Source organism: Streptomyces sp. NPDC006384 (assembly GCF_042870695.1).
Lineage (GTDB): Bacteria > Actinomycetota > Actinomycetes > Streptomycetales > Streptomycetaceae > Streptomyces.
The window spans coordinates 247,817-260,628 of sequence record NZ_JBIAHR010000008.1 but is presented as its reverse complement, the minus strand read 5'-3'; the positions used below and the strand labels follow the sequence as shown (position 1 = coordinate 260,628).

10 protein-coding genes are annotated in these 12,812 nt (G+C 73.3%); 7 read left to right on the top strand and 3 right to left on the bottom strand.

The genetic code is table 11. The annotated features are described in order from the left end of the window. The first annotated feature begins 63 nt into the window (after window positions 1–63). Window positions 64–933, top strand: coding sequence for a fused MFS/spermidine synthase (locus ACFYOJ_RS13520; protein WP_356554977.1), 870 nt, complete (start codon window positions 64–66; stop codon window positions 931–933). A 47-nt stretch (window positions 934–980) separates the two neighbouring features. Here the strand turns inward: ACFYOJ_RS13520 and ACFYOJ_RS13515 are convergent, their stop codons facing one another. Continuing rightward, window positions 981–1,610 (bottom strand): hypothetical protein, encoded by a 630-nt coding sequence (locus ACFYOJ_RS13515; RefSeq protein ID WP_356554976.1) that lies wholly within the window; start codon window positions 1,608–1,610, stop codon window positions 981–983. A 133-nt stretch (window positions 1,611–1,743) separates the two neighbouring features. Between ACFYOJ_RS13515 and ACFYOJ_RS13510 the strand changes: the two genes are divergently transcribed. After that, window positions 1,744–2,463: a response regulator transcription factor gene (locus tag ACFYOJ_RS13510; protein ID WP_356554974.1), complete on the top strand. Its 720-nt coding sequence runs from the start codon at window positions 1,744–1,746 to the stop codon at window positions 2,461–2,463. Continuing rightward, window positions 2,460–3,872 (top strand): HAMP domain-containing sensor histidine kinase, encoded by a 1,413-nt coding sequence (locus ACFYOJ_RS13505; RefSeq protein WP_356554972.1) that lies wholly within the window; start codon window positions 2,460–2,462, stop codon window positions 3,870–3,872. The genes ACFYOJ_RS13510 and ACFYOJ_RS13505 overlap by 4 nt, the downstream gene beginning before the upstream one ends. Before the next feature lie 88 nt (window positions 3,873–3,960). Here the strand turns inward: ACFYOJ_RS13505 and ACFYOJ_RS13500 are convergent, their stop codons facing one another. Both ACFYOJ_RS13500 and ACFYOJ_RS13495 read right to left on the bottom strand, forming a co-directional pair. Further along, window positions 3,961–5,424, bottom strand: coding sequence for a GH1 family beta-glucosidase (locus tag ACFYOJ_RS13500; protein ID WP_356554971.1), 1,464 nt, complete (start codon window positions 5,422–5,424; stop codon window positions 3,961–3,963). 194 nt (window positions 5,425–5,618) lie between these two features. Next, window positions 5,619–6,662 (bottom strand): LacI family DNA-binding transcriptional regulator, encoded by a 1,044-nt coding sequence (locus tag ACFYOJ_RS13495; protein ID WP_356554969.1) that lies wholly within the window; start codon window positions 6,660–6,662, stop codon window positions 5,619–5,621. A gap of 492 nt (window positions 6,663–7,154) precedes the next feature. Between ACFYOJ_RS13495 and ACFYOJ_RS13490 the strand changes: the two genes are divergently transcribed. The 4 genes from ACFYOJ_RS13490 to ACFYOJ_RS13475 all read left to right on the top strand — a co-directional run bounded on the left by ACFYOJ_RS13490 (window position 7,155) and on the right by ACFYOJ_RS13475 (window position 12,652). Continuing rightward, the gene (locus ACFYOJ_RS13490) at window positions 7,155–8,480 is read left to right on the top strand and encodes an ABC transporter substrate-binding protein (protein ID WP_356554967.1); all 1,326 of its coding nucleotides are present in this window, start codon (window positions 7,155–7,157) and stop codon (window positions 8,478–8,480) included. A gap of 642 nt (window positions 8,481–9,122) precedes the next feature. Then, window positions 9,123–10,115, top strand: coding sequence for a sugar ABC transporter permease (locus ACFYOJ_RS13485; protein WP_356554966.1), 993 nt, complete (start codon window positions 9,123–9,125; stop codon window positions 10,113–10,115). A gap of 14 nt (window positions 10,116–10,129) precedes the next feature. Next, window positions 10,130–11,053 carry a carbohydrate ABC transporter permease gene (locus ACFYOJ_RS13480; protein ID WP_356554965.1) on the top strand — a complete coding sequence of 308 codons (924 nt, stop codon included), beginning with the start codon at window positions 10,130–10,132 and terminating at the stop codon, window positions 11,051–11,053. A 150-nt stretch (window positions 11,054–11,203) separates the two neighbouring features. Beyond that, window positions 11,204–12,652, top strand: a complete 1,449-nt coding sequence (locus ACFYOJ_RS13475) for a GH1 family beta-glucosidase (protein ID WP_356554963.1) — start codon at window positions 11,204–11,206, stop codon at window positions 12,650–12,652. Window positions 12,653–12,812: the final 160 nt, after the last annotated feature.

The window sequence follows — 12,812 nt, the reverse complement described above, 5'->3', positions numbered from 1 at the left end:
CGGCACTGCCCCGCACGCGGGCGGGCGCGCCGCCGCGCGGTGACGGAGTCCGATAATGGTCCGATGGGAAAGTCCAGGAACACCCGCCGCGGGCGCGCGGCCGTGGAAGCCGTCGTCGAGGACGTCGACGGCGGCCGTGCCGAGCTGATACCCGACCGGGACCGGGCGAGGGCCTGGACCCTGCTGATCGACGGCGCCCCGCAGTCGCACGTCGACCTGGACGACCCGGCGTACCTCTCCTTCGAGTACCAGCGCCGCATCGGGCACGTCATCGACCTGGCCGCCCCGCGGGGCACACCCCTGCACGTCGTGCACCTCGGCGGCGGCGCCCTCACCCTCGCCCGCTACGTCGCCGCGACCCGGCCCCGCTCCACCCAGCAGGTCGTCGAGCGGGACGCCGCCCTCGTCCGACTGGTCCGGCGGGAACTCCCCCTGGACCCCGGCGCCCGCGTCCGGGTGCGCTCCGCCGACGCCCGCGCCGGACTCGCCAAGGTGCCCGACGGATGGGCGCACCTGGTCGTCGCGGACGTGTTCGACGGGGCCCGCACCCCGGCCCACCTGACGTCCACCGAGTTCCTCGACGAGGTGCGGCGCGCGCTCGCGCCCGGCGGGACGTACGTGGCCAACCTCGCCGACGGGCCGCCCCTCGCCCACCTGCGCGGCCAGGTCGCCACCGCCGCCGCGCGCTTCGCCGGACTCGCCCTGATCGCCGACCCCGCCGTGCTGCGCGGCAGACGCTTCGGCAACGCGGTCCTCGTCGCCTCCGACCACCCGCTGCCGGTCGCCGAACTCACCCGGCGCGCCGCCTCCGACCCGCATCCCGCGCGCGTGGAGCACGGCAGGGCGCTGACCGACTTCACCGGCGGTGCCCTGCCCGTCACGGACACGGCGGCGGTCGCCTCACCGGCACCGCCGGCCTCGGTCTTCCGGTGACCCGGCTCCTTCGGTGACCCGGTTCCTCCGGTGACCCGGCGGGCGGCTCAGTACCTGCCGACCTCCACCCGGGGCGGGGAGTCGTGCCAGGTGCAGAACACCGACACCCGGTCCGCGCCCGAGGTGAACTCCACCCGGATCCACGTCCGCGTCTTCCACACCTGCATCGACCAGCCCGCGCGCGGGGTCGCCGACACCAGCGACGCGGAGGACGCGCCGAGGTCGAACACGGCCCGGCCGCCTTCGGTGTCGTAGCCCCGCACCTGTCCGGAGGCGGCGGGGGAGGCGTCCGAGCGGGCGGGGGAGGTGGCCGGCGCGGTCCGCGAGGGCGCCGGACCCGGCTCGCGGGACGCCCGGTCCGGCACCGCCGACGGGCCACCGGACCGGTCTTCCCGCGGACTCGCCGAGAGGCCTCCCACCGGACCGCCCGACGGACTCGCCGACGGTCTCGCGCCCGGAGAAGGGCGCTTGGTGGAGGACGCCGACGGTTCGGAGTCCCGCGCATCCCGCCCGGCCGCACCGGCCACGTCGGCCGCCGTGATGGGCAGGGCGCGGGGAGGGTCGTAGACCGTGCCCGTCATCACCGTGTGCACGCCCCACCACGACAGCGTGGCCGCCGCGCCGGTGGCCAGCAGCCAGGCCAGTACGTGTACGAGTCCTCTGCGCATCGCGGCCATACTGCCCCACGCGCCCCACGCGTGTCGTCCGGGCGGGGCGGTCCCGGAGTCGTCCACAACCGCCGCCGGAGCCCCGCCCGGAGTTGTCCACAGGCCCGCACCGGGTGCGCCCGCATGACGTACGGTGCCGCCCATGGCACATGTGCTCGTGGTCGAGGACGACCAGTTCGTACGCTCTGCGCTCATCCGGCACCTGACCGACGCCTCGCACCTCGTGCGCAGCGTCGGCACGGCGCTGGAGGCGCTGCGCGAGGTCGCCCATCTCCGCTTCGACGTGGTCGTCCTCGACCTCGGACTGCCCGACCTGGACGGTTCCGAGGCGCTGAAGATGCTGCGCGGCATCACCGACGTCCCCGTCATCGTCGCCACCGCCCGGGACGACGAGGCGGAGATCGTCCGGCTGTTGAACGCGGGCGCGGACGACTACCTCACCAAGCCCTTCTCGGTCGAGCACCTGTCGGCCCGCATGGCCGCCGTACTGCGCCGCGCCCGCGCCGGCACCGGGGAGACACCGCCGTCCGCGGTCCTCAGTGTCGGCGGCCTGACCGTCGACCCCCTGCGCCGCCAGGCCGAACTGGACGGCGTACGGCTCGACCTGACGCGGCGTGAGTTCGACCTGCTCGCCTTCCTCGCCGGCCGCCCCGGAGTGGTCGTCTCCCGCAAGGAGCTGCTCGCCGAGGTCTGGCAGCAGTCCTACGGCGACGACCAGACCATCGACGTCCACCTGTCCTGGCTGCGCCGGAAACTGGGGGAGACCGCCGCGCGGCCCCGTTACCTGCACACCCTGCGCGGTGTCGGCGTGAAACTCGAGCCGCCGGCCGCGAAGTCCGCCGGGGCGGAGCCACCACGATGAGATGGGCCCTGGTCAAGGTGTCGCTGGCGGTCACCGTCATGGTCGTGGTCGCCTTCGCCGTCCCCCTCGCACTCGTCGTCCGCGAGATGGCCCGCGACCGCGCCTTCGCGGGCGCCGAGCGGGAGGCCGCCGCCGTGGCGCCCGCGCTGTCCATCACCACCGACCGGGACCAGCTGGAACGCGTCGTCGCCTCCGCCGGCTCGGACGCCGGGATGTCCGTGCACCTGCCGCCGGCCGACGGCAGGGGCGGCGGCGCCGACATCGGCCGGCAGCGCGCCACCGACGAGGACATCGACGCCGTGCGCGAGATGGGACGCGCCTCCACCACCGAGGTGCCCGGCGGCTCCGTGCTGCTCCAGCCGGTCGCGCTCAGCTCCGGCGAGATCGCCGTCGTCGAGGTGTACGTCCCCGCGTCCGAGGTCACCCACGGCGTCGGCACGGCCTGGGCGGTGCTCGCCGCCGTCGGTGCCGCGCTGGTCGTCGGCTCGGTCGCGGTCGCCGACCGGCTGGGCGTGCGCATGGTGCGGCCCGCGCGGAGACTGGTGGAGGGGGCGCGCGAGCTGGGGGAGGGCAAGCTGGGCGCCCGCGTCCCCGAGGAAGGGCCGACCGAACTGCGGCTCGCGGCGGTCGCGTTCAACTCCATGGCCGACCAGGTCGTCCGGCTCCTCGCCAACGAGAGGGAGCTGGCCGCCGACCTGTCCCACCGTCTGCGCACTCCGCTGACCGTGCTGCGCCTCAACGCGGCCTCCCTCGGCGACGGTCCGGCCGCCGAGCAGACCAGGGCCGCGGTCGAGCAGCTGGAGCGCGAGGTCGACACCATCATCCGCACCGCCCGGGACGCCAAGCCGCAGACCGCGGCGGCCGGCCCCGGCGCGGGGTGCGACGCGGCCGAGGTGGTGCGCGAACGGATGGTTTTCTGGTCCGCGCTCGCCGAGGACGAGGGACGCAGATGGCGGGTGGCCGGCGCCGACCGGCCGGTGCGCGTGCCCGTGGCCCGCGCCGAGCTGGCCGCCGCCCTCGACGCCCTGCTCGGCAACGTCTTCCGGCACACCGCCGAGGGCACCGCCTTCGCGGTCGACCTGCACCACGGCGAGGACGCGGTGATCGTGCTCGTGTCGGACGCGGGCCCCGGCATACCCGACCCCGAGGCGGCGATGGCCCGCGGCCGGGGCTCGGGCACCGACGGGTCGACCGGGCTCGGCCTGGACATCGTGCGCCGGCTCGCCGAGTCCACGGGCGGGGACGTACGGATCGGCCCGTCCGTGCTCGGCGGGACCGAGGTGCGGATCTGGTTCCAGCTCGACGGGCGCACGGCGCCGCCGCGGCACGGACACCGGGGAGCCGTACGGCGTCGCCGGTCCCGCACGCCTCTCGCCTTCCCCCGGCCCCGGTCCGGGTCCCGCACCTGAGCGCACCCGGGCCCGCGCCCCACGGGCCCGGGGCGTGACGCCCCCCGACGCCACGCCCCGGGCCGGCCCGGCCCCCCGTCGGACGGGACTACTGGGCAGGCGCCACCGGTGCCACCGACTCCACCGGCCCCACCGACTCCACCGGCGCCAGCGTGCCCGAGCGCGCCGCCCGCGCGTACCACAGGGCGCTCGACTTGGGCGTGCGCTCCTGGGAGTCGTAGTCGACGTAGACCGCGCCGAACCGCTTCTCGTAGCCGTAGGCCCACTCGAAGTTGTCCAGCAGGGACCACAGGTAGTAGCCGCGCACGTCCGCGCCGTCGGCGATGGCCCGGTGGACCGCCCTGAGGTGGCCGTCCAGGTAGGCGACCCGCTCGGGGTCGTGGACCGTGCCGTCCGCGCCGGGCTTGTCGTCGTAGGCGGCGCCGTTCTCGCTGATGTACAGCGGCAGGCCGGGGGCCTCCCGGTGGTAACGCATGATCAGCTCGTGCAGACCGGTCGGGTCGACGCTCCAGCCCATCGCCGTGCGCTCGCCCGGCGGCTGGTGGAAGGCCACGTCGTCCGAGGCCGGCCACGGGGAGTGGTCGCTCTCGCCGTGACCGTCGGCACGCGGACCGCGCGCGTCCGGGTCGGCCGCCGACACCACGGTGGGCGTGTAGTAGTTGAGGCAGAGCGCGTCCAGCGGCTGGCGGATCAGACCGAGGTCGCCGTCCCGCACGTGCGACCAGTCGGTCACCGGCGCCGTCGCCTCGAGGAGGGTCTTCGGGTAGGCGCCGTGCAGGACCGGGCCGTGGAAGATGCCGCCGGACAGGTCGTCGATCTTCCGCGCCGCCGCCAGGTCCGCCGGGCTCTGCGTCAGCGGCCGCACGACGGACGTGTTCAGGCTGATCGCCACCGAGCTGCGGGCCGGTGTCACCGAACGCAGGGCCACGGTGCCCAGACCGTGCGCCAGATTCAGGTGGTGCGCCGCACGCAGCGCGGCCGCCGGGTCGGTCCGGCCGGGCGCGTGCACCCCGGACGCGTACCCCAGGAAGGCCGCGCACCACGGCTCGTTGAGCGTGATCCACTGCTCCACGCGGTCGCCGAGCGCCTCGCCGACGATCTGCGCGTACTCGGCGAACCGGTACGCCGTCTCCCGCGCCGGCCAGCCGCCCGCGTCCTCCAGCTCCTGCGGCAGGTCCCAGTGGTAGAGGGTGACGGCCGGCTTGATCCCGGCGGCCAGCAGCTCGTCCACCAGACGCCGGTAGAAGTCCAGGCCGCGCTGGACGGCGGGGCCGCGGCCGGTGGGCTGCACCCGGGGCCAGGAGACGGAGAAACGGTAGGCGCCCAGACCCAGGTCCTTCATCAGCGCCACGTCGTCGCGGTAGCGGTGGTAGTGGTCGACCGCCACGTCACCGGTGTCGCCGCCGGCCGTCCTGCCCGGCGTATGGCTGAAGGTGTCCCAGATCGAAGGGGTGCGGCCGTCCTCCCGCACCGCGCCCTCGATCTGGTACGCCGAGGTCGCGGCGCCCCACAGGAAGGCAGGAGGGAAGGAGACGGGCGTCGGTTCAGGCATGGAATCGCTCCCACGGTGTCGGGGGCCTCATTATGCATGGGAGCGCTCCCATCGCAAAAGGTCTGTCCCGATCGCCGATACGACCGGATCCGCCGCACTCCCGCGCCCGAGGCGCACCCCTCGTCCAGGCTGCGCGCTCCGCACCCGGGCGCACGTCCCGCCCAGGCGCACGTCCCGCCAGGCCGCCCCCGGGCTCAGGCCGACTCCCGCACCACCAGCCGTGTCGGCAGGACCACTTCGCGGTGGCCGGAGCCCCGGTCGGCGATCTCGTCCAGCAGCATCCGCGCCATGGCGCGGCCCATCTCCTCCAGCGGCTGCCGGACGCTGGTCAGCGGCGGGTCGACGTGCCGGGCCACGATGGAGTCGTCGAAGCCGACGACGGCCACGTCGCCGGGCACCCGCCGGCCCGCGGCGCGCAGCTCCAGCACGGCGCCGGACGCCATCACGTCCGAGGCGGCGAACACCGCGTCCAGACCGGGGCACCGCCGCAGCAGCTCCCGCATGGCCGCCCGGCCGCCCTCCTCGGTGAAGTCGCCGTCGGCGATCAGCTCCTCGGTGACGGGGATACCGGCGTTCCGCAGTGCCTCCCGGTACCCGTCCAGGCGTTCGCGGGCCGCCTCCATGTCGAGCGGCCCGGTGATGGTGGCGACGGTCCGGCGGCCCCCCGCCAGCAGATGCCGGACGGCGGCCCCGGCACCGCCTCGGTTGTCCGCGCGCACGTGCCCCAGCGGCTCCCCGTCACCGCGCCGCCCGGCCAGCACGGTCGGGATCGCGAGCGCCTCCAGCTGGTCGGGCAGCGTGTCGTCGCTGTGGACCGCGACCATCAGCACCCCGTCCACGTGCTGCCCGGACAGGTACGGGGCGAGCCGCGCGTACTCCTCGTCGTCGCGCACCATGACCAGCAGCATCCGCATCCCGGCGTCCGCGAGACCGGCGGAGACGCCCCGGATGATCCCTGAGAAGTACGGCTCGGAGAACAGCCGGGTCTGCGCGTCGGGCACCACCAGCGCCACCGAGTCGGTGCGCCGGGTGACCAGGGAGCGGGCGGCCGGGTTGGGGACGTAGCCGAGTTCGGCGATCGCGCGCTCCACGGCGGCGCGGGAGCGGTCGCTGACCTTGGGCGAACCGTTGATGACCCGGGAGACCGTGCCGCGGCCGACACCCGCGCGGGCCGCCACCGCGTTCAGGGTCGGACGCCGGACGTCCACGGCGGCGGGCGGCGGTTCGGCTGGGCTCATCGTTCACCTTCCGGCGTGCTGTGGGGGTCCGGCTTCATTCTGGCCCAGAGGGCGCGAACCCCCTCCGCGCGGACCCCGCCGGAGACCGGGGCGAACGGCAACTCGCCTGTGACCTGCGGGAATTCGGGAACGTGGCGGCTAGGAGCCGGAGTTCGGCGGGGAGCGGGGCGACACGTTCCCGTGACGCGCGGAAAACGCTTGGGCAACAAGGGCGTTTTCAAGTCTTGACACCTGACCCCGCCAGCAACCAGTCTTCGGGGCAAGCCGCGTGGGAGCGGTCCCACGGAATTCCGGGACCGGCTTCCGCGTGGACCGAAGCACCATCGGCCCTTCCCTCCGCCTCGCATGGCACATCGTTGACCAGCATCTTCGCACCGCGCACGCGTTGCTCCGGGCTGGCCGCTGCTCGAACCGAGAGGGCAGGTCGGGACCGTCGAACCCGGCGGTCTGATTCCTGAGGTCCCCGTTCCCACTGGAACAAGGAGTAGTGGAATGCGCATCACCCGAACCGGCGGCGGCCGTGGCCGCAGAGCAGCGGCCCTGACCACGTCGGTCCTGACGGCCTCGGCCCTGCTGCTGACCGCCTGCAGCAGCGACAGTGACAGCGACTCGGACGCCTCGGACTCCAATGGGAAGATCACCCTCACGGTGAGCGACTACGGACAGTTCGGCTACAAGGAAGCCGGCCTGTTCGAGAAGTACCAGCAGCTTCACCCGAACATCGAGGTGAAGGAGGAGACCACCGCCAACGAGCAGGACTACTACCCGAAGCTCCTTCAGCAGCTGAACTCGGGCAGCGGCCTGGGAGACGTCGTCGGCATCGAGGTCGCCCGCATCAAGGAGATCGTGGACACCCGGGCGGACAAGTTCACCGACCTCAAGGGCTCCATCGACACCGGCCAGTGGGTCGACTGGAAGGCCAAGCAGGCCACCACCAAGGACGGCAAGGTCATCGGCGCCGGCACCGACATCGGTCCGATCTCCCTCTGCTACCGCAGGGACCTCTTCGAGAAGGCGGGCCTGCCGACCGACCGCGAGGAGGTCGCCAAGGCGGTCTCCGGCGGCTGGGAGGACTACATCAAGCTCGGCGAGCAGTACCAGGCGAAGGCGCCCAAGGGCACCTACTTCATGGACTCCGCCAGCGCCATGTTCAACGCTGTCGTCAGCTCCTCCGAGTCCCAGTACTACGACGCCGACGGCAAGGCGATCTACAAGGAGAGCCCGTCCGTGCAGGAGGGCTGGAACCTCGCCGCCCAGGCCGCGGACAAGAAGCTGACCCAGGGCCTGGCGCAGTTCCAGGACCCCTGGAAGTCGGCGCTGCGCAAGGGCTCCGTGGCCACCGTCGTGTGCCCCGCCTGGATGGCGCTGCAGATCCAGAACTTCTCCGGCAACGACTTCGCGGGCAAGTGGGACATCTCGCGTGCGCCCGGCGCGACCGCGGCCAACTGGGGCGGTTCCTTCCTGACCGTGCCCAAGAGCGGCAAGCACGTCAAGGAGGCCACCGAGCTGGTCAAGTGGCTGACCGCGCCCGAGCAGCAGGCCGCCGTGTTCAAGGCCGCCGGTCTCTTCCCGTCCAACAAGGGCGCCTACGACCTGCCCGAGGTGAAGGACGGCAAGCTCCCGTACTTCAACAACGCCCCCGTCGGCCAGATCTACGCCGAGGAGGCCAAGTCCATCCCGGTGGCCGTGCTCGGCCCGAAGGACGGTGCGATCAAGGACACGATCTCCCGTGAGATCAACAACATGGAGCAGCGCGGGACCAAGCCCGACAAGGCCTGGGACGCGGCGACCGAGGCCATCGACAAGGCCATCGGCTGACCCGCGCACGGTGCGGGCGGTCCCACCAGCCGCCCCGCACCGCCCGCACCGTGCGCACCGGGGGCCGTGAGGAACGGCGGCCCCCGCCCGCAGGCGCGGGGGCGCCCGCAGCAGACCCGGCCGTCCTCGGCGGGTCTGCTGCGTGGCGTCAGGTCCGCGACGCCCTCGCCGGGACGGCCCGGCCCGCCCGCCCCGTCCGCGGACGGACGCACCGTCCTCCCCGTGACCGGCCCGCGCACCGAGCGGCACGGGCCGCCGGCCGCGGCCGGCCCGCCCGAGCGGGGCCGTGAACAGGACAGGCGCATCCCCGTCCCGGCCCACGACCCGAGCCCCGACCACCTCGACCGACTCCGGCACCGTCCACTCCGGCACGGTCCGCTCCGGCTCCGGCGCCAGGGACCGGTGCCCGCCCCCGACGCCGGCCACGTCACCGCGTGTCGGAACCCGTGCCGTACGCGCCGCACACCACCGGCCGCCTCGCGTACCGCGCACCGCGCACCGTCGCACCTCGCCCGGCAGCACGCCGGAACGTACGGGCGGGGCCCCGGCGGGACGGACGCCGGCCCGCCTCCCGCTCCCATCCGGCCAGACATCCCAGGCCCGACCGTCCCAGGCCCGACCTCCCAGGGAAGGACTCCCTCCGTGGCAACGACAACCCCCACACGGGGCGCCAAGACTCCGCCCACCGGCGGATCCCACGCCGCGTCCGCAGGGCGCAGCGCGTGGCGTGCGCGACTGTGGCGCCTCGACGACAAGGTGTCGCCGTACGCGTACATCGCCCCCTTCTTCCTCGTCTTCGGCGCCTTCGGGCTCTACCCGCTCCTCTACACCGGCTGGATCGCCCTGCACCGGGTGGAGATGACGAGCCTCGACCAGTCCGAGTGGGTCGGCTTCGACAACTTCGCCAAGATCATCCAGGACTCCGAGTTCTGGACGGCCGTCTCCAACACCTTCGTCATCGGCGTCATCTCGACCGTCCCGCAGCTGCTGGTCGCCCTGGGCCTGGCCCACCTGCTCAACTACAAGCTGCGCGCCAGCACCTTCTGGCGGACGGTCATCCTCACCCCGTACGCCACCTCGGTGGCCACCGCCGCCCTCGTCTTCGCCCTGGTGTTCCGGGCCGACGGCGGTCTGCTCAACTGGGTGCTGAGCCTCGTCGGCGTCGACAGCATCGACTGGGGCAGCGGCCACTGGACGTCCAAGATCGCCATCTCGATCATCGTGATCTGGCGCTGGACCGGCTACAACGCCCTGATCTACCTGGCGGCCATGCAGGCCGTGCCGACCGACCTGTACGAGGCGGCCTCGATCGACGGCGCCTCGCGCTGGCAGCAGTTCCGCAAGGTGACCATCCCCTCGCTGCGGCCGACGATCCTGTTCACCATCGTCATCTCGACGATCGGCGCCATGCAGCTGTTCGGTGAGCCGCTGCTGCTGGAGGGCGGCACGCTCGGCTCCGTCGGCGGCAGCGAGCACCAGTACGAGACGCTCAGCATCTACCTCTACAACTACGGCTGGAAGCTGGGCCACCTGGGTCCGGCGGCCGCCGTGGCCTGGGCCATGCTCGTCCTGCTGCTGCTCATCGCCCTGATCAACTGGATCGTCAGCCGGTTCGTGCGCAAGAGCGCGGCCTGACGGGAGCGACAACGATGACCACGACAAGTACTCCCTACAAGTCCGCCTCGGGCCCGGCCCCCACGGCCCCGGCCCCCGCCCCCGGCGGCGGGGGCGGCCGCTTCAGGATCGGTGCCGGCCAGCAGCTCAAGGGCGGTCCCTTCACCTACCTCGCGCTGATCGTCGTCGGCCTGGGATCCGTCTTCCCGCTGTACTGGACGCTGGTGGCGGCCTCGCACGACCAGCAGAAGGTCCTCGACAACCCGCCGCCGTTCATCCCGGGCGGCAGGCTGCTCAGCAACCTCGAAACGGCCTGGGAACAGGCCAACCTCGGCAAGGCCATCGTCAACAGCGCCATCGTGGCCGGCTCGATCACCGCGGCCACGCTGTTCTTCTGCACGCTGGCCGGCTACGCCTTCGCCAAGATGCGCTTCCGCGGCCGCGGCGTGCTGATGACCGCGGTCATCGCCACCCTCACCATCCCGCCGCAGCTCAGCGTCGTCCCGCTGTTCATGATGATGTCGGACATCGGCTGGGGCGGGCAGCTGGAGTCGGTGATCTTCCCGACCCTGGTCGGCGCCTTCGGCGTCTTCTTCATGCGCCAGTACCTCATCGAGGCCCTGCCGTACGAACTCATCGAGGCGGCCAAGGTGGACGGGGCGAACAACCTCCGCATCGTGTGGAGCATCGTCCTGCCCGCGGCCCGGCCCGCGATGATGGTGCTCGGCATGCTCACCTTCGTCCAGGCCTGGAACGACTTCTTCTGGCCGTTCCTCGCCCTGAGTCAGGAGAACCCCACCATCCAGGTCGCGCTCGGCCAGCTCAGCGCCTCCTACACCCCCGACCAGAGCATCGTCATGGCGGGAGCGCTGATCAGCACGCTGCCGCTGCTGGTGGTCTTCGTGGTCTTCGGCAAGCAGATCGTCGGCGGCATCATGGCGGGCGCCGTCAAGGGCTGACCCGGTCCACGCACTCCGCCGCCCGGCAGGGCCCGCCCGTACGCGGGTCCTGCCGGCTCCGGGCGCGCACCCCGCGCCCCGCCCCGCCTTCCCCCGCCCCGCCGGGCCCCACCGCCCGGCTCTCCTACGCCACTTGGGAGCGTCCTCACCATGACCGCCGTACGACCCGAGACCCCCGCCCAGCAGGCCACCGCCGCCTCCTTCCCGACGGGCTTCGTCTGGGGCGCCGCCACCGCCGCCTACCAGGTGGAGGGCGCCGCCGCCGAGGACGGCCGCACCCCCTCCATCTGGGACACCTTCAGCCACACCCCGGGCAAGGTCCACAACGGCGACACCGGCGACATCGCCGCCGACCACTACCACCGCTACCGCGACGACGTGGCGCTGATGAAGGAGCTCGGCCTCAAGGCGTACCGCTTCTCCGTCTCCTGGTCCCGGGTCCAGCCCACCGGCCGCGGCCCCGCCGTCGAGCGCGGCCTGGACTTCTACCGCCGCCTCACCGACGAGCTCCTCGAGGCGGGCATCACCCCCGTCGTCACCCTCTACCACTGGGACCTGCCCCAGGAGCTGGAGGACGCCGGCGGCTGGCCGCACCGCGACACCGCCGACCGCTTCGCCGAGTACGCCGGCATCATGGCCCGCGCCCTCGGCGACCGCGTCGGCGTGTGGACCACCCTCAACGAGCCCTGGTGCAGCGCCTTCCTCGGCTACGGCTCCGGCGTGCACGCCCCCGGCCGCACCGACCCGGCCGCGACCCTGCGCGCCGCCCACCACCTCAACCTGGCCCACGGCAAGGCCGTCGGCGTCCTGCGCGCGGCCCTGCCGCAGGCCGCCCAGACCTCCGTCACCCTCAACCTGCACCAGGTGCGCCCCCTCACCGACGCCCCCGAGGACGCCGAGGCGGCCCGCCGCATCGACGCGGTCGGCAACCGGATCTTCACCGGCCCCCTCCTCGACGGCGCCTACCCCGAGGACCTGATCACCGACACCGCGCACCTCGTCGACTGGAACGCGCTGGTCAAGGACGGCGACCTGGCGGAGATCTCCCGCCCGATCGACGTGCTCGGCGTCAACTACTACTCGCCGACCGTGGTCTCCGCACCCGCCGACGGCACGGGCACCACGAAGAACGACGGCCACGGCGCCAGCGAGCACTCGCCGTGGACCGGGGCCGAGGACGTGGCCTTCCACCTCGCCAACGACGACCTCACCGCGATGAACTGGGCCATCGACGCGAGCGGCCTGCACACCCTCCTCACCGACCTGGCGAAGGCCCGTCCCGGCCTGCCGCTGATGGTCACCGAGAACGGAGCCGCCTTCGACGACTACGTCTCCCCCGAGGGCCGGGTCGTCGACACCCGGCGCATCGCCTACCTCCACTCCCACCTGGACGCCGTCCGCCGGGCCGTCGCCGACGGCGCGGACGTCCGCGGCTACTTCCTGTGGTCCCTGCTGGACAACTTCGAGTGGTCCTACGGCTACTCGAAGCGCTTCGGCGCCGTCTACGTCGACTACGGCACCCAGCGCCGCATCCCCAAGGCGAGCGCCCACTGGTACGCCGACGTGATCCGGCGCAACGCGCTGCCCGCCACCGGCTGAGGCACCGCGGCACCCGCGCCACGGGGGAGCGGCCGGCCACCGGCCGCGCCCCCGCGGTCCCTCCTGCGCGGAGGGGGGAATTCCGCCTCCCGCGAGGCACGATGGGGGCGGGGGACACGGGCCGGGGACTGTTAGATTCCTGGCCGGACGGCAGCGAGGA